This window comes from Niveispirillum sp. GW835-FHT14G11 (assembly GCF_058793615.1).
The window spans coordinates 192,186-209,022 of the sequence record NZ_JBXAFZ010000007.1; the positions used below are offsets into that span (position 1 = coordinate 192,186).

16 protein-coding genes are annotated in these 16,837 nt (G+C 66.6%); 7 read left to right on the forward strand and 9 right to left on the reverse strand.

Annotated elements, in window-relative coordinates; all coding sequences use genetic code 11:
* Window positions 1-10 precede the first annotated feature (10 nt).
* Both AC1Q7F_RS14775 and AC1Q7F_RS14780 read right to left on the reverse strand, forming a co-directional pair.
* Window positions 11-1,030 (reverse strand): acyl-CoA dehydrogenase family protein, encoded by a 1,020-nt coding sequence (locus tag AC1Q7F_RS14775; protein ID WP_492508101.1) that lies wholly within the window; start codon window positions 1,028-1,030, stop codon window positions 11-13.
* On the reverse strand, window positions 1,027-2,223 hold the full coding sequence (locus AC1Q7F_RS14780; protein WP_492508103.1) for an acyl-CoA dehydrogenase family protein: 1,197 nt from the start codon (window positions 2,221-2,223) through the stop codon (window positions 1,027-1,029). Before AC1Q7F_RS14780 ends, AC1Q7F_RS14775 begins: the two co-directional genes overlap by 4 nt.
* Window positions 2,224-2,399: 176 nt before the next feature.
* Here AC1Q7F_RS14780 and AC1Q7F_RS14785 point away from each other — a divergent pair, with 176 nt between their 5' ends.
* Genes AC1Q7F_RS14785 through AC1Q7F_RS14795 form a run of 3 tightly spaced genes read left to right on the forward strand, consistent with a single transcriptional unit; the run spans window position 2,400 to window position 5,120 of the window.
* A complete protein-coding gene (locus tag AC1Q7F_RS14785) occupies window positions 2,400-3,161 on the forward strand; it encodes an SDR family NAD(P)-dependent oxidoreductase (protein ID WP_492508105.1) in 762 nt (253 codons plus the stop codon).
* 4 nt (window positions 3,162-3,165) lie between these two features.
* On the forward strand, window positions 3,166-3,957 hold the full coding sequence (locus tag AC1Q7F_RS14790; RefSeq protein ID WP_492508107.1) for an enoyl-CoA hydratase/isomerase family protein: 792 nt from the start codon (window positions 3,166-3,168) through the stop codon (window positions 3,955-3,957).
* 2 nt (window positions 3,958-3,959) lie between these two features.
* Window positions 3,960-5,120, forward strand: coding sequence for an acetyl-CoA C-acetyltransferase (locus tag AC1Q7F_RS14795; protein ID WP_492508109.1), 1,161 nt, complete (start codon window positions 3,960-3,962; stop codon window positions 5,118-5,120).
* Window positions 5,121-5,142: 22 nt separating this feature from the next.
* Here AC1Q7F_RS14795 and AC1Q7F_RS14800 read toward each other — a convergent pair whose 3' ends face one another.
* From AC1Q7F_RS14800 to AC1Q7F_RS14815, 4 genes are read right to left on the reverse strand one after another with little or no spacing between them, the layout of a single operon-like run.
* Window positions 5,143-6,111 (reverse strand): enoyl-CoA hydratase/isomerase family protein, encoded by a 969-nt coding sequence (locus tag AC1Q7F_RS14800; protein ID WP_492508111.1) that lies wholly within the window; start codon window positions 6,109-6,111, stop codon window positions 5,143-5,145.
* Window positions 6,112-6,121: 10 nt separating this feature from the next.
* A complete protein-coding gene (locus AC1Q7F_RS14805; RefSeq protein WP_492508113.1) occupies window positions 6,122-7,123 on the reverse strand; it encodes a zinc-dependent alcohol dehydrogenase family protein in 1,002 nt (333 codons plus the stop codon).
* A complete protein-coding gene (locus tag AC1Q7F_RS14810) occupies window positions 7,120-8,313 on the reverse strand; it encodes a CaiB/BaiF CoA transferase family protein (RefSeq protein WP_492508114.1) in 1,194 nt (397 codons plus the stop codon). Before AC1Q7F_RS14810 ends, AC1Q7F_RS14805 begins: the two co-directional genes overlap by 4 nt.
* Before the next feature lie 13 nt (window positions 8,314-8,326).
* Entirely contained in the window at window positions 8,327-9,472 is a 1,146-nt protein-coding gene (locus tag AC1Q7F_RS14815; protein WP_492508116.1) for a CaiB/BaiF CoA transferase family protein, read from the reverse strand.
* Window positions 9,473-9,660: 188 nt separating this feature from the next.
* On the opposite strand from AC1Q7F_RS14815, the gene AC1Q7F_RS14820 reads away from it, so the two are divergent.
* The 4 genes from AC1Q7F_RS14820 to AC1Q7F_RS14835 all read left to right on the forward strand — a co-directional run bounded on the left by AC1Q7F_RS14820 (window position 9,661) and on the right by AC1Q7F_RS14835 (window position 14,472).
* A complete protein-coding gene (locus tag AC1Q7F_RS14820; protein WP_492508118.1) occupies window positions 9,661-11,370 on the forward strand; it encodes an FAD-dependent oxidoreductase in 1,710 nt (569 codons plus the stop codon).
* Complete coding sequence (locus tag AC1Q7F_RS14825; protein ID WP_492508120.1) at window positions 11,367-12,305, forward strand: SDR family NAD(P)-dependent oxidoreductase; 939 nt, start codon at window positions 11,367-11,369, stop codon at window positions 12,303-12,305. Before AC1Q7F_RS14820 ends, AC1Q7F_RS14825 begins: the two co-directional genes overlap by 4 nt.
* 191 nt (window positions 12,306-12,496) lie before the next feature.
* The gene (locus tag AC1Q7F_RS14830; RefSeq protein ID WP_492508122.1) at window positions 12,497-13,753 is read left to right on the forward strand and encodes a cytochrome P450; all 1,257 of its coding nucleotides are present in this window, start codon (window positions 12,497-12,499) and stop codon (window positions 13,751-13,753) included.
* A gap of 2 nt (window positions 13,754-13,755) precedes the next feature.
* Window positions 13,756-14,472 carry a hypothetical protein gene (locus tag AC1Q7F_RS14835; protein ID WP_492508124.1) on the forward strand — a complete coding sequence of 239 codons (717 nt, stop codon included), beginning with the start codon at window positions 13,756-13,758 and terminating at the stop codon, window positions 14,470-14,472.
* 6 nt (window positions 14,473-14,478) lie between these two features.
* Here AC1Q7F_RS14835 and AC1Q7F_RS14840 read toward each other — a convergent pair whose 3' ends face one another.
* The 3 genes from AC1Q7F_RS14840 to AC1Q7F_RS14850 form a co-directional block, all read right to left on the reverse strand.
* Window positions 14,479-15,153: an SDR family NAD(P)-dependent oxidoreductase gene (locus AC1Q7F_RS14840; RefSeq protein ID WP_492508126.1), complete on the reverse strand. Its 675-nt coding sequence runs from the start codon at window positions 15,151-15,153 to the stop codon at window positions 14,479-14,481.
* 57 nt (window positions 15,154-15,210) lie between these two features.
* A complete protein-coding gene (locus AC1Q7F_RS14845; protein WP_492508128.1) occupies window positions 15,211-16,314 on the reverse strand; it encodes a Gfo/Idh/MocA family protein in 1,104 nt (367 codons plus the stop codon).
* A gap of 214 nt (window positions 16,315-16,528) precedes the next feature.
* Window positions 16,529-16,813 (reverse strand): hypothetical protein, encoded by a 285-nt coding sequence (locus AC1Q7F_RS14850; protein ID WP_492508130.1) that lies wholly within the window; start codon window positions 16,811-16,813, stop codon window positions 16,529-16,531.
* Window positions 16,814-16,837: the final 24 nt, after the last annotated feature.

The window sequence follows — 16,837 nt, forward strand, 5'->3', positions numbered from 1 at the left end:
GTCGGGAAGATTACGCCGCCGACAGTGATGCGATGAACGCGTCCGCCACGGCCAGATCACAGAGATCGTCCGGGGTGCCCAACTGTTCATTCAGCAAGGCGCGCTTCACATAGCGGTGGCAGGGGTGCTCCGCCGTCATGCCGATGCCGCCATGAAGCTGCACCGCCTCCTCCGCCACCGCCCGGAAGGCGGAGGAGCAGAGTGATTTCGCTCCCAGGGCCAAGGATACGGGATCGCCCCGCCTCTCCTGCAAGGCCCGCAGATGGTCCCTGAGCAGGGCCTGGGCCGTTGCGAGGGTCATCTTCAGGTCGGCGCAGCGATGTTTCAGCGCCTGGAACATGGCCAGCGGCCGGTCAAACTGCCGGCGGGTCTTCAGATAATCGATGGTGTGGGCCAGCAGCGCCTCGGCCCCGCCGATACTGTCGGCGGCGATGGCAAAATGCAGGTGGATGCGCAGCGCGGCCAGCGCGCGGTCGGCGGCGTCGCCCTGTGCGAGGATTTCCATGCCGGACAGGGGCATGTCGGCCAGGGTGACATCCGCCAGCACCCGGCTTTCATCCCACATCCGCCGCGGCGCCACCGCCACCCGATCCAGCGGCAGCAGCAACAGCCGGCCGGGCAGCGACAGCAGGAGATGGGTGGCGCTTCCGGCATTCTCCACCGCTTTCAAGGTTCCCGACAGGTGGCCATCGGCACAAGTGACCTCTGCCCGCGTTGGGTCGAGCAGAGACACGGCGACCCTTTCCCCCGTCACCACCCGTTCCAGCAGGTCAGATCCGGCGGCGGCCAGCGCGTCGGCGGCCAGCAGGGTGGAGAGCAGCGGCACGGGTGACAGGGCAAAACCCTGTTCCTGATGCAGCCAGCAGGCGGCTTCCAGCGGCTGTTCCAGCCCGCCCGCCGCCTCCGGTGCGGTGAGGACGGTCCATCCGGCCTCCATGATCGTCCGCCACGCGGTATCGGGAGTGGCACCGGTCAGTCCGGCCAGGATGTCGCGCGCGGCGTCGCGCAGTTCGGTCTGTTCGATCCTCATGGCGTTCCCTGCCAATGTTTGGGTTCGCGCGGCATGTCTAGCATGCGTTCGGCGATGATGTTGCGCTGGATTTCGTCAGAGCCGCCGGCAATGGACCAGGCGTAGCTGTTCATGAAATCAACGGCCCAGTTGCCGGTTTCCTGGCTGCCGCCACGCGTGAAGTCCTGATGGACCTGCGCATCGATGCCGCCCAGGCGCAGGCCCAGGGCGGTGTAGGCGCGCAAGACGCGGGCATAGGCCAGCTTGACGATGGAGGCATCGCCCACCCGTTCCGTGCCGTCGATGCGACCCGACATGTAATTGTCGGCCAGCGCGCAGACGGCGGTGACCTGGGCGTGCAGCCGGCCCAGGTCACGCCGTACCAGCGGGTCGCCCCGACGGCCGGCCATATCCATCGCCGCCACGATGCGCCAGAGCATGCCCTGCATCCGGCGGCTGAGTTCCAGCAAGGTCAGGCCGCGTTCGGACGCCAGCGTCGACTGTGCCACAGCCCAACCCTGTCCTTCTGCGCCCAAGCGGTTGGAGACGGGGATTTCGACATTGTCGAGGAAGATCTCGGCGAATTCCTCATCATCGGTGATCTGCACGATGGGGCGGACCGTGACGCCGGGGCTGCGCATGTCCAGGATCAGGTAGGTCAGGCCGGCCTGTTTCGGCCCGTCGCCGCTGGTGCGCGACAGCAGCAGGCATTTGTCGGCGAACTGCGCCATGGTGGACCAGGTCTTCTGACCATTGACGATATAGACATCGCCCTGGCGCACCGCCTTGGTGCGCAGGGCCGCCAGGTCGGAGCCGGCATTGGGTTCCGAAAAGCCCTGGCACCAGATGTCGCCCTTCAGGATGCCGTTCAGATGGTCCTGCGCCTGATCGGGCGAGGCCCATTCCAGCAGCGTCATGGCAGCATGATAGAGTGATACGAAATAAAGGATCAGGCGCGGAGCGTCGATGCGGGCGATCTCCTCATAGATCACGCGCTGTTCGGCCAGGCCGCGGCCGCCACCCGCCCATTCGGCGGGCCAGTGCGGGGTGGCGTAGCCGGCATCGACCAGCTTGCCCAGCCAGTCGCGCTGGGCCGCAACGAAGGTCTCCTGGTCGCAGCCGGTCAGGCGGTCGCGCCATCCGGCCGGCACATTGGCTGTCAGCCAGGTGCGGACCTGGCGGCGCAGGGTCTCTAGGGATCTGGTGTCCGACATGCGTTCCTCGCCGTCTCAATTGACCATCCTATAGACCCTGGGTTCCGCCGGGCTCAATCAGCACAAGCGCACTCTGACTTGTCCCTAACGGTCCTGGCGTCATTGGCGACTTGCCCCCCATCCGCCTTCCTGACCCCTAATGCCGGCATCGATCGATCATTCCGGAGACAGGGAATATGGAACTGACAGATCTGGCCGCCATCGTGACGGGTGGGGCATCGGGTTTGGGCAACGAGACGGCACGCATGCTGGCGGGTGCTGGCGCGCGGGTGGCCATCTTCGACCGGGACGAGGCGACGGGGCAGGCGGCGGCCGGGGAGATCGGCGGCGCCTTCTTCAAGGTCGACGTGACGGAGGAGGAAAGTGCCGTTGCCGCCTTCGCGGCAGCGGAAGCGGCGCATGGCCCGGCCCGGGTGCTGGTCAATTGCGCCGGCGTGGCGCCGGTGGCACGCATCGTGGGCAAGGACGGAACGCCGCATTCCCTGGCCGCCTATCGCCGCACGATCGAGGTGAACCTGATCGGCACCTTCAATATGATCTCCAAATTCGCCGCCCGTCTGATCGCGGCCGGCATTCAGGGGGAAGAGGCTGGCGTGATCGTCAACACGGCGTCCGTCGCCGCCTATGACGGACAGATCGGGCAGGCGGCCTATGCCTCGTCCAAGGGTGGGGTGGTCGGCCTGACGCTGCCGGCGGCCCGCGATCTGGCGCAGCATCGCATCCGCGTTGTCACGGTGGCCCCCGGCATCTTCCTGACGCCGATGCTGATGGGCCTGCCGCAAGCCGCCCAAGACAGTCTGGGCACCCAGGTGCCCCATCCCAGCCGCCTGGGCAAACCATCGGAATATGCGCAGCTGGTGGGGGCGATCATCGCCAACCCGATGCTGAATGGCGAGGTCATCCGCCTGGATGGCGCCATCCGCATGGCGCCGCGGTGATGCCATGAATGACAGCATCCTGGTAAGACGCGACGGTCCCGTCGCTTCCATCATCCTCAACCGTCCGGCGGTGGGCAATGCGCTGGACATTCCCATGGCCCGCGCCCTGATGGAGGCGGTGATCACGCTGGAGGAGGATGACAGCGTGCGCTGCGTCCTGTTGACCGGCGAGGGCCGCCTGTTCTGTGCGGGTGGCGATGTCGCCGCTTTCGCCGCCGCTGGCGAGGGGTTGCCGGCCTTCCTGAAGGAGATCACGGCCTATGTGCATGCCGCCGTTGCCCGGCTGGCCCGCATGAACAAGCCGCTGGTCGTGGCCGTCAACGGCCCGGCGGCGGGTGCCGGCTTCGGTCTGGCCATCCTGGGCGACATCGTGCTGGTCGATCCGGCGGCGCATTTCACCGTCGCCTATACCGGCATCGGCATGTCGCCCGATGGCGGCACCACCTGGTTCCTGCCGCGTCTGGTCGGCATGCGCCGTGCCCAGGAACTGTGCCTGCGCAACCGGCGCGTCGGGGCGGCGGAGGCGGCGGAGATCGGCCTTGCCACCCGCGTCGTGGCGGACGGCGCTTTGCGGGAAGAGGCCGGGGCCTTGGCCCATGAGTTGGCACGGGGGGCCATGACGGCGCTGGGCGCCACCCGCCGGCTGCTGCTGGAAAGCGGGGTGAACGGGCTGGAGGCGCAGCTGGACGCGGAAAGCCGGTCGATCAGCGCCCAGGCGCGCACCGGCGACGGGAAGGAAGGCATCGCCGCCTTCCTGGCCAAACGCAAACCCGATTTCGTGAAACAGGGGGAATGATCATGGCCCAAGCCTATATCGTCGCAGCCGCCCGCACCGCTGGGGCCAAGCGCAAGGGCGCGCTGACTGGTGTTCATCCCGCCGATCTGGGGGCTGTCATCCTGAATGCGCTGGTGGACCGGTCGGGCGTCGACCCGGCGGCCATCGAGGATGTCATCGTCGGCTGCGTCACCCAGGCGGGGGAGCAGGCCTTCGCCTTCGGGCGCAACCTGGTGCTGGCATCCCGGTTGCCCGACAGCGTGCCGGCGGTCACCATCGACCGGCAATGCGGGTCATCCCAGCAGGCCCTGCATTTCGCGGCGCAGGCGGTGATGTCGGGCACCCAGGATCTGGTGATCGCGGCCGGTGCGGAAAGCATGACCCGTGTGCCCATGGGCTCCAACTTCCGCCTGCATGCCGAGGCGGGGATCGGGGAGGGGCCCTGGCCCACCAGCATCCAGGCCCGCTACGGTGTCAAGGAATTCAACCAGTTCCACGGTGCCCAGGCCATCGCCGACAAGTATGGTTTCAGCCGCACGGACATGGACGCCTATGCCCTGCGCAGCCATAGCCGCGCGGCTGCTGCCATCCGGTCGGGTGCCTTTGCGTCGGAGATCGTGCCGGTGGAAACGGGAACCGGCCTGTTCATGCAGGATGAGGGCGTGCGCTTTGACGCTTGCCTGGAGGGGATGGCCAGCGTCAAGACCATCACCGAAGGCGGCACCATCACCGCGGCCAATGCCAGCCAGATGACCGATGGCGCGTCGGGCGTGCTGGTGGCGTCGGAGGCGGCGGTGAAGCGTTTCAACCTGACCCCGCTGGCCCGCATCGTCAACCTGACGGTGACCGGTGGCGACCCGGTGATCATGCTGGAGGAACCGATCCCGGCCACCAGGCGGGCCTTGGTGCGGGCCGGCCTGTCCTTGTCAGACATCGACCTGTTCGAGGTGAACGAGGCCTTCGCGTCGATCCCGATGGCCTGGGCCAAGGCGCTGGACGTGGATATCGACCGGTTGAACGTCAATGGCGGCGCCATCGCGCTGGGCCATCCGCTGGGTGCGTCGGGGACCAAGCTGATGACAACGCTGATCCACGCCCTGACGGCGCGGGGCGGCCGCTATGGGCTGCAAACCATGTGCGAAGGGGGCGGGATTGCCAATGTGACGATCGTGGAGAGGTTGTGAGGGGGGCGTTGCCCCCTCACCATCATTCCGGCCGCCGCCGCGCGCCCTTGGCCAACCGCCATTCCGGCGGGAACAGTGCGTCATTATCCTTCACGACATTGTTGATGCCCTTGTCGAAGGCATCGTCGCCCAGCGTCACCTCGCCCCCGTCATTCTTCACCAGCGGCAGCATGGATTCCAGCCAGGCGGTCATTATGGACCCCATATATTCGCCCTGCTGCTGCTTCATGATCTCGAACAAGGTCTTCTGCATATAGACTACGTCGGTGGGCCGCGTGCTGGCGCAGGCCTTGGCATATTTCGCCACTTCCGCCTCCAGGTCGGCGCGGGGCACGACGCTGTTGACGAAGCTGCATTCATACATCTCCTTGGCCGTGAAGGGGCGGCCGGTGAAGACCATTTCCTGGAACTTGCGCATGCCCATCATGGTGGCCCATTGCCACATGCGCGGACCCCAGCCGACATAGCGGAAAGCCGGATGCCCGAACAGGGCGTCGTCGGATGACACCACCAGATCGGCATCGGCCGTCTGGTAGAAGTGCCAGCCATAGCAATAGCCTTTGGCCTCCACGATGCTGATCTTCTTGAAATCCTGCAGGCTGCGGCAGCCGAAAGCGGAATTGGCGTAAAGCTGGGTCAGTTGCGCCAGATAGCGATAGGAGCCTTTGGGCGGGTATTTCACATCCTCATCCGCCCCGATGCCGAATTCATGCAGCAAGGAGAAATCCGGATTGTCGCCCAGCATGTCGGCCTGTTCATCCAGGTCCGCCCCGCTGCCCAGATTGTTGCCGACGCCGCGCACCACCAGCACCTTGACGTCGTCATCGACGTTGGCGCGGTGGATCAAAGCTGAATAGCGCTGGCGGGCGGCGATGGTGGGCGCGTTCAGCGCTTCCGGCCGGTTCAGCGTGATCGTGGCGATCTTGGTCTTCGGGTCCTTTTCATAGAGGATGATCTCCTCCGCCGAAGGGCGCTCCGCCGCTGCTGTCATTGCTTGTTCCTCACGCGTTGATGTCGATGCCGATCTTGCCGAAGAAGCGGCCGCTTTCCAGGTGGGCAAGCGCGTCGGACAGGCGGTCCAGCGCATATACCGCCTCCACGATGGGTTTGACCCGGTGGCGGGCGGCGAAGGCCAGCATCGCCTCGTGCCGGCCGCGGTTGCCGACCGTGACGGGCAGGATGCGGCAGCCCTGATATTCCTTGGCTGTCCAGTTGAACGGGCCGTCCAGCATGCCGATGGCGGCGATCATCCCATCCTCGCGCAGCACGCGGGCCGACGCGTCCAGGCCGCCGGCCCCCACCACATCGATGACGATATCCACGCCATGGCCCAGCAGGGCGCGGATGGCGCCGGCCCAGTCGGGCACGGTGCGATAATTCACCGTCAGGTCGGCACCCAGCGAGGCGGCATGGGCCAGCTTCTCATCGGAGGAGGAGGTGACGGCGACATGGGCGCCGGCCGCCCTGGCCCATTGCAAGGCGGCGATGGAGACCCCCCCAGTGCCCTGCACCAGCACCCATTGTCCGCGTTGCAGGGGGCAAACGCCGAACAGCGCGCTATAGGCGGTCAGGCCGGCGCAGGGCAGGGATGCTGCTTCCATATCGTCCAGGGCATCGGGCAGAAGAACCAGGCTTTCCGCTTCGAACACCGCATAGGGGCGGGCCACGCCATCCAGGCTGGCGCCCAGCATGCGTTTGGAATCGGGCGGGCCGTCGATCCAGCCTTGCGCCAGCAGCGGGCTGACCCGGTCGCCGGGCTTCACGCGGGTCACGCCGGTACCGACCGCCACCACGGTGCCGGCCGCGCAGGATAGGGGCACATAATCCGGCTGCTTGGCCAGGCCCGGCAGCAACCCCTTCAGCATGATCAAGTCGCGATAGTTCAGCGTGGCGGCGGTCAGGCGCACCAGAGCCTCGCCGGGCCCCGGTTCGGGCACGGGCATGTCGCGAAAGGTCACGCCCGACAGGCCGGCCCCGCCCGTGGCGATGGCGGCGCGCATCATCGGATGGCGCCGGCATCGGCCAGCCGCCGCTGCTCCGCCGCCGACAGGCCCATGATCTCCCCGAAGACATAGCCATTGTGCTGGCCCAGCTTTGGTGCGCCGTCGGTCAGGGCGGCGGCATCACTCATGCGGTAGCCGGGGCCGATGATGGGGCGCTCCTCGCCCTGTGCATCGATGACGGGCCGGAAGAATTCCCGGCCCCAGAGATGGGCGTCGGCCACCATGTCCATGGAGGAAGCGCTCTTCGCCGCCGCCACGCCCCGCGCCTGCAGTGCCGCCGCCAGGGTGGCGGCGTCCTGGGATGCTGTCCAGGCGGCGAGCGCATCATCGATTTCCGCCTCGTGCGCCTTGCGACCGGCCAGCGTGGCGAAGCGGCTGTCCGGGATGCCGGCATGGTCGGCCAGGGCGGCCCAGGCCCCGTCATCCTGGGCGGCAATGGCGATCCAGTCGTCGCCGGCGCAAGCGTAGGCCCCATGGGGGGCGATCTCCGCATGGCGGTTGCCGTCGCAGGCCGGGACATGGCCATTCAGGCTGAATTCCATGACGCTGTCGCCGATCATGCTGGTCATTGTCTCCACCGCCGAGACGTCGATGAACTGCCCCTCGCCGGTGCGCTTGCGGTGGTTCAGGGCCGCCAGGGCCGCAAAGGCGGCGGCGGTGCCAAACGTGCTGTCGGCGTAGCGGATATTCATGCCGCGCGGTGCCTCCCCCTCATACCCCACCAGGGAGGAGAGGCCGCCCAGCGCCACGAAGCAGGGGGCGTACCCGGTCTGATAGGCCAGCGGGCCGTCATTGCCATACATGCCCATGGACACGAAGATGATGTCGGGTCGCACCTGCCGCAAAGCCTCGTACCCGATGCCCAGCCGGTCGATGGCGCCGGGGCGCAGATTCTCGATCAGGATGTCGCATGTCGACGCCAGATCCTTCAGCAGGGCCAGCCCGTCGGCCGACTTCATATCGATCTGTACCGATAGTTTCTGCGGGTTGACGGCCATGAATCCGGGCGCCTTGTCGATATCCTTCACCCCATAGACGCGGGTGATGTCCAGCGATCCGAGACTTTCCACCTTGATCACTTCAGCACCTAAGAAAGCCAACTGCTTGCCCGCATAGGGGCCGGCCCAGACCTTGGTCAGTTCCAGCACCCGGATGCCTTGAAGGGGGCCCCCCCGCTTCACCATGCTCATCGGATCACTCCCTTCAGGCCAGGAATTGGGCATTGTCGTGGCCCAGCAGCGGGGCGGCACCGGTCAGCGCCACCGGCGTGGCAGACAGCTCGTAGGGGGCGGTCGGGTAAAGCGCGGTGCCCAGGACCGGGTGGGTCAGTTCGGTAAAGAAGGCGCGGTGCCGGAACTGCGGATGCCGGATCAGGTCGCCCGGATCGTTCACGGGCACCATGATGATGCCCAGCGCCTGGGCGCGGGCGGATACATCGTCCTTGTCCTGCGTGGCCAGCCAATCGCCGATATGGTGGCGGCAGTCGGCGATGCGTTCGGGCGTCAGGCCGCGTTCCAGCCAGTCGTCGGGAAAGGCCCGCATCCAGGCGGGATCGCCCAGCAAGGTACGGACCGCCTGCCAATGCTGGGCGATGGACATCCACAGATAGGCGAAGCCCAGGCGACAGGGGAAGATGCCGGCCGGCCCGCCCAGGTCGAAGCGGGTGCGGGCATTGTCCACATCCATGTCGCCCGCCACCATCTGACCCAGCACATAATCGGCGCGCGAAGCCATCACCTCCTGCACCGACAGGTCGATGAAGCGGCCCTTTTCATCATACAGGCAGGCGGCGACACACATGGCGGCTTCCAGCCCCGCCTCATAGCTGGGCATGAAGCGGCCGGCCCCCTTCAGCGGTGGGCGCTTCATCTCCGCACTGGGCGTGTGATAGGCCCAGCCGCTGGCATGCATCACCGTCAGGTCGGTGGCGTGGCGGCGATCCGCCGGCGGGTCCTGGCCGAAGGGGGTGATGGCGCAAAGGATCAGCCTGGGGTGGGTCTGCGCCAGCGCGCCGGGATTGAGGCCGATGCCGGCCAGCCAGCCCGGCGCATGATCGTCGATCACCACGTCGGCCTGCTTCAGCAGGATGGCCAGTGCCGTGCCCCCTTCCGGCGCGCAAAGGTCCAGGGTCACGGACTGCTTGTTGGTGTTCAGATAAGCGAACAGGCCGCTATTCTCCCCGGTCCCTACCCCGGTCTTGAAGGGGCCGAGGCGGCGGGTGGGGCTGCCGCAGACGGGCCGTTCGACCTTCACCACCTGCGCGCCGAAATCGGCCAGCAGGCGGCCGCAATATTCGCCGGAGACGCTCTCGGCCAGTTCGATGACCCTGATATTGCGCAAGGCGGACAATGGACGCTCCCCGGTTGGCGGTTCTTCAGTGCGAAGACATACAGCCTGTTTGGCAACGGCACTTGTCCCTGAGGGCACAGGGACAAGCCCCCGCCCGCGCTGTGGCGCCCGCGTCGTCGAAACGGGGCCTTGGCGTCGCTACTCTCCCCCTCCAGAACGCTAGGCGAAGGCGATGAACGGGGGAAGCGATGGCCGAGATTGTCGATGTGATCGTGGTGGGGTCGGGTGCGGCCGGTCTGGCGGCGGCGCTGCGCGCCCGCGATATGGGGCTGGAGGTGCTGGTCGTCGAGAAGGCGCACAAATATGGCGGCACCTCGGCCACGTCGGGCGGCGTCGCCTGGATCCCCAACCATGGATTGGCCGGCAGTACCGACACGCGGGAAGAGGCGCTGACCTATCTGGACGGCGTCATCAAACAGCCGGTGAACCGGCGCAAGCTGGAGGCGTTCGTGGATACGGGTGGCGAGTTGCTGCGCTATATGGGCGGGCTGGGGATCAACTTCATCTCCATGCCCTGGCCGGACTATTTCGCCGAACTGCCGGGATCGCGCACCGACCGGTCGCTGGTGCTGCCCATGTGGGATGGGCGCCGGCTGGGCGACCGGTTCCCGCTAGTGCGTGAGCAGTTCCCGCGTTTCAAGCTGTTCAACCGCTATGCGATGAATTTGGCGGAGACCTTCACCATCGCCGCCCGCGCCAAGGGTTGGAAACGGGCGCTGGCCCGTGTCATCGGGCGCTACTGGCTGGACCGGTCGACAAGGGCGATCACGAAACGCGACCGCTGGTTCACCTCGGGCACCGCGCTGATCGGGCCGATGCTGGAACAGCTGGACACCATGGGCGTGGAAATCCGGCTGGAAACGCGGCTGGACGAACTGATTGTCGAGGGCGACCGCGTGGCGGGCGTGCGGGTCAGCCGGTTCGGCACAAGCTATGACATTGCGGCCCGGCACGGGGTGATCATCTGTGCCGGCGGGTTCGAATGGAACCAGCAGCTGCGCGACCGGTTCTATCCGGTCAAGACCTCCATCTGGTGGTCCTCCACCCCGCAAGGGGCGAATGCGGGCGAGGCGTTGATCGCGGCGGAAGCCGCCGGGGCGGCGACGGAGCATACGCAGGAGGGCTGGTGGGCCCCCACCATGATCATGCCCAGCGCCAGCGCCTCGAATTTCGAGGAAGTGCATCAGGCCATCTTCGATGTAGGGCGTCCCTACAGCGTCTGTGTCAACCGCAACGGGGATCGTTTTGTTAACGAAAGTTGTTCGTACGATCGTTTCGGTGCCGCAATGGTAGGGGATCAGAAACGCTCGGGCGCGAACCTGCCGTGCTGGCTGATCTTTGATGGCACGTTCCGGACCAAGTTCACCGCCGGCGGCTTCCTGCCATCCGCCGTGATGCCCGACAGATCAATCCCGGTAGATTGGTGGGGCCATTATATCTTCAAGTCCGACAGTGTGGCGGGGCTGGCCCGGCAGCTGCAGCTGGGCCCGCATAAGCTGGAAATGGTCATCGCCCGCATGAATGAGGCTGCGCGCACGGGCGAGGACCCGGAATTTGGGCGCGGCAGCACCATCTATGACAAGACTTTCGGGGACCCGACCTGCAAGCCCAACCCGGCGCTAGGCGCGCTGTCCCAGGCACCCTATTACGCCATTCCCATCCACCTGGGCGATCTGGGCACCAAGGGCGGGTTGAAGACCGACCATCTGGCCCGCGTGCTGGATGGGCGGGACCAGCCGATCGCCGGCCTCTATGCCGCCGGCAATGCGGCGGGCAGCCCGTTCGGCCTGAATTATCCGGGGGCGGGCGGCACCATCGGGCCGGCCATGGTCTTCGGTTTCATCGCCGCCAACGACATCGCGGCGGGCGCCCGTCGCAACCGGGATGCCGCTGAATGAGCCGACGGTTCGGATTCAGCAGTACAACCGACGAGGTGCTTGACGGTATCGACCTGACGGGCAGGCGCGTATTGGTCACGGGGGTGTCGGCGGGCCTGGGGATGGAGACGGCACGGGTTCTGCGGGCGCACGGGGCGTATGTGCTGGGCACGGTCCGCGACCGGAAAAAGGTGCCGGCGGCCAACGCAGCGGGGATCGGGCTTGAAGAGTTGGATCTCGCGTCACTGGACAGCGTGCGGGCCTGCGCCAATCGGCTGGAGAGCGGGGTGCCGTTCGATCTGATCATCGCCAATGCCGGCGTGATGGGGCCGCCGTTGGGACGGACCTTGGACGGGTTCGAGACACAGTTCGCCACCAACCATCTGGGCCATTTCCTGCTGGTCAACCGGCTGGCGCGCCACATGCGGCCGGGCGGGCGGGTCGTGGTGCTGGCATCGTCGGCCCATCACATCGCCGATATCGACCTGGATGACCCGAACTTTCAGCAACGGGACTATACACCCTATACCGGCTATGGCGGGTCGAAGACGGCGAATATCCTGTTCGCGGTGGAACTGGACCGGCGCGTGCGCGACCGGGGCATCCGCGCCACCGCCGTGCATCCGGGCGGGGTGGAGACGGAACTGGGCCGCCATATGGATTCCGCCACGCGGGAGGCACAGCGGGCCAAGCTGCAAAGTGCGGCCGGCGGCGTCGTCGATTTCCAGCGCAAGAGCGTAAGGCAGGGGGCGGCCGCCAGCGTCTGGGCCGGGATCGTGGCCGATGCCGACATGGTGGGCGGCCGGTATTGCGAGGATTGCGCGGTGGCGCAGACGGTGCCGTCCGGCGTGACGGTGGGACCGCTGGGGCCGGGCGTGGCCGCCTATGCCATTGACCCGGTGCGGGCGGCGGCCTTGTGGCGCCTCAGCGAGACATTGGTGGGCGAACGGTTCTGACCAACATCGCCCCGGTGATGATTGGCCAGCGGCCCCCATCCGGCATGGCCGGACCCTTGGGTCCCGGTCAATCTGGCACCGGCGTGGGATTGAAAATACTAACCAAGTTTAGTAAATCCGGAGCAGCGAAGAATGGACGTGAGGCCACCCCCGATCAGGCCCCGCGCATCCCAACAGGTTGGAGGCCCCCGATGAGTGCTGGTGCGATGCTGAGCCCGGCTGTTCCCCGCCCGGACCATGTGCCGGAAACGGCCCTGTATGATTTCGACATGTTTCAAGATCCCGATTATCTGGCCGATCCGCACCGCCGCATCCTGGAGATGGCCGCGACGGTGCCGTCGGTATTCTGGACCCCGCGCAATGGCGGGCATTGGATGCTGATGAGCCATGCCGCCAATTTCGAGGCGTCGCGCGATACCGAAACCTTCTCCAGCGAGATCGTGCCGCGCGCGCAGATCAAGGCAATGATGGCCGCATTGCCGCCCGGCGCCCCTCATATCCCGCAACCCGTGCCGATCAATGTCGATCCGCCGGAGCACACTAAATACCGCGCCCCACTGCAGAGCGCCTTTTCGCCCAAGTCGATGCTAGCGCTGAAAGATAGCATCCGCGCGCTGGCGGCCGAACTGATCGAGAAGATCAAGCCGCAGGGCGGGGCGGAGTTCATGGGCGAGGTGGCGGAGCCGCTGCCGGTGCAGGTGTTCTTGAAGATGTTCGGCCTGCCGCTGGAACGCCAGGCCGACTATCGCGCCCTGGTGAAGCAGCATCTGAGCGCCGGTCAGAATGACCCGCGCGAAATGGCCCGGCGGCTGGTGCAGGTGGCTGCCATCATGCGGGATACGGTGCTCGCCCGCCGGGACAACCCGCAGGATGATCTGATCAGCCTCTTGTGGCAGGCCAATATCGGTGGTGCGCAGACCACGCTGGAGGATATGGAGAACTATTGTGTGCTTCTGTTCCTGGCTGGCCTGGACACGGTGATGAACGGCATCGGCCATGGCGTTCGCCATCTGGCCGCCGACCATGATCTGCAGGCCAAACTGCGCGCCAATCCCAAGCTGATCCCGGAAGCCGCGGAGGAATTGCTGCGCCGCTACACCTTCACGGTGCCGCCGCGCCGCGTGACCCGGGATATCGATTTCCATGGCGCGCATCTGAAGGCCAATGAGCGGGTGATGCTGTTCCTGCCGGCGGCCGACCTGGATGCCAAGGAATATGCGTCGCCCGAACGCTATGACCTGGAGCGCGAGAACAAGGTGCATGTGGCCTTCGGCACGGGCCCGCATCGCTGCCTGGGGTCCCATCTGGCACGCATCGAGCTGCAGGTGGTCTATGAGGAGCTGCTGGCCCGCCTGCCGGTCTTCAGCCTCGATCCCGCCCGCACCGTCCGCTACCATGGCGGCCATGTCGTGGGGCCGGAGGAACTCTGGCTGACCTGGCAGGCCTGATTGTGGCCCCGGCCATTGATGATCTTCCCGGTTTCCGGCGGCGCATCCGCGTTGTGCCGGGGCCGGGACGGGTGACCAGCGACCTGGAGGATGATTACCATTGCATGGGGATCGTCCTCCACCATGCCGACGGCATCGCCTCGCGGGTACAGGCCGTGATGCACCGCGTGCCCTGGACGACCTGTCCGGGGGCCCCCGCCATCGTGGAACGGACCTTCACCGGCGCACCGCTCAACCGGTTCGTGCGCCAGGGGGCCAAGCTTTCCAACTGCACCCATCTTTACGACCTTGCCCTGCTGGCGGCCTCTCATGCGGATGCTGCGGGGCCGGTGCAGTATGACATCCTGGTCTCGGACCCCGTGGACGGGATTGTGCGGGCCGAACTGCGCCTGAATGGCACGGCCCTGCTGGAATGGGTTCTGGAGAACGGGCTGTTCGGGGTGCCGGCAGCGCTGGCAGGCCGGCGGCCGGACCAGATCAGTCCCTGGATCGCCAAATTGGACCCCGGGCAGCAGGAGGCCGCAAGGCTGCTGCGCTGGGGCACCATCCTGGCGCATGGAAGGGTGATGGCGTTCGATAAACGGTCGGACAAGAGCCGCCTGCCGCTGGGCCAATGCTACACGTTCCAGCCGGAGAACGCGCCCAATGCGAAATACGTGACCGGGACGGTAAGGGATTTCAGTGGGGGTGGGGTGGAACCGTTGGCACCACCCCGGTAGCTGATGTCACACCCGGCCCGTCACCGGCAGCAGTGCCCCGGTGACAGCCGATGCCGACGGCGACAGCAGGAAGCCGATAACGTCGGCCAGCTTGTCCGGGGCCACCCAGCGGGAGAAATCGGCATCGGGCATATCGGCGCGGTTGGCCTCGGTGTCGATGATGCTGGGCAGCACCGCGTTGACGCGGATGCCGGCATCCTTCAGTTCCTCGGCCAGCGCCTCCGTCATCCGGGCCACACCGGCCTTCGACGCCGCATAGGCGCCCATGCCGGCCGCCGCCTTCACCGCCGCCGCCGCACCGACATTGACGATGGAACCGCCATTGACGCGCAGCAGGGGCAGCAGGGCGCGCGTTGCCACCAGGGCCGTCTTCACATTCATCGTGTAAAGCCGGTCCCAGGTCGCCACCTCTCCGTCTGCGATGGTTTCCCAACGGAAGCCGCCGGCCACATTGACCAGGGCGTCCAGCCGGCCGAACGCGTCACGGATCTTTTCCGCGGCCCCGGCCATCGCCGCCTCGTCCGCCAGATCGACATGGTCGATATCCATGTCGGACGAGATGTCACCCGGCAGCGACGCCCGGTCGATGCCGACCACGATCCATTTGGCGGCGGCCAGCCGTTCGACCGTCTTGCGGCCCAGCACACCCGCCGCTCCCGTCACGGCCACGATCCCTCTCACATCCGCCTCCCTGGTTTGTATTCGTTCCCGATGAGCAAACTCTTTATCGGGAACGTGTCAGTTGATCTCGTCCAGCGCCACCCAGCGCCGGTGCAGCGAGGACAGCCGTGCCGCCTCCAGCGTGCGTTCCACTGCCCAGGCCTGGGCGAAGTCCGGTGCGGCGCGGCTGCCGCCCGTGATGGCGTCGCGCATGTTGCGCATGGATATGGCCATGCCGTGCGCCGCCTGCGGCTGCACCTCCGGGCTGATGCCGATGCCTTCCGGGTGCCGCAACCGCTCCGGGATCGCCACGGGTTCCAGGACACGGCTGCCCAGCGTACCGGCCTGCAAAACCGTATCCGTGCTGGTCGGGAAGGTGGGGGCCGTCAGCGTCAGCCGCCCGCCGCTGCCGAACGCCTCCAGATGCCAGCCGCGGCCCACGGTGGCGCTCCAGGAAACCTGCATCTGCATGACCAGACCGCTGGCAAAGCGCAGCAGCAGGTTGGCGAAATCATTGGTCTCCGGCATCACCACCGACCCGTCGGGGAAGCGCCATTCGTCCAGAAGGCGGCGGTCGTCGGCCATCACCTCTGCCACTGGCCCAAACAGATGCACCAGCATATGCAGCGCATGGCTGCCCAGGTTGCGCAGGGCCGAGACGCCATGGCCGGCCTGCGCGAACCAGTTATAGGGGAACTGGGGATGCGGTTGGTTGAACAGGCCCAGGTTGAAGATGCAGGTGCCGCCGAAGGGCTGGCCCAGGAAGCCGGCCTCCAGCATCTCCTTGGCCATGCGATGGGCCGGCAGCCATTGCGCATAGGCATCGACGATGGCGGTGCCGCCGCCTTCCGTCCAGGCCGTATACAGTTCGCGCGCCCGGTCGATGTCGGCGGCGAACGGGATGCCGTTATAGACATGCTTGCCCGCCGCCAGGGCCGCCAGCACCATGGGGTGCCGGATGCTGGGCCGCGTGCCGCAATCCACGATGTCGATATCCGGATCCGCAATCATCTCCGCCGCGTTCCAGAAGGCGCGGGGCACCTTGAACCGGGCGGATGCCGCATCGGCCGTTTCCCGGCGCGAGGTGCAGATGCCCGTCACCTCGATCCCCGGCACGGCGCGCCAGGCCGGCAGATGGGCCACGGCACCCCAATTGGCGCTGATTATCCCGATGCGAAGCATCAACTCCTCCTGCCGCTTGTCCCATGCCCCAGAACTAGCAGTTGATGCCGCCCCGCAGAACCGGGGGAGCGGTGTCACTGGAAATCATCGGCGGGGCGATGCGCGGCTCCCCCAAACAAAAAGAAGCCGGTATCCAGGCCATCCCGGATACCGGCATCTTGGGCTCAGGCGCGCCACCCCCAAGGGGAGGATTGGGTGGCGGCACCCAAGGATGTCAACGTTTGGCCAGCACTTCCTTCTTCTTCAGGCTGGTCACCAGCTTGTCATCGACCACCGACAGGGTGGCGGCCGGCACCACATACATCTTGCCGTCGATGATCACCTGGGCGGCCCCATCCTCGCCCACGCGATAGACGGCGCCGATGCGCTTGCCATCAACATCAACGAGTGGTTTGCCCACTTCCACATTTGCGGTGCTGGCCGGGGCGGTCTGGGCCTGCGCCAGGATCGGCGTAGCAAGGCCCAGGGATATCACGAGGAACGGCAGAATCTTCTTCACGGGTCATCACTCCAAGGGGCGCCG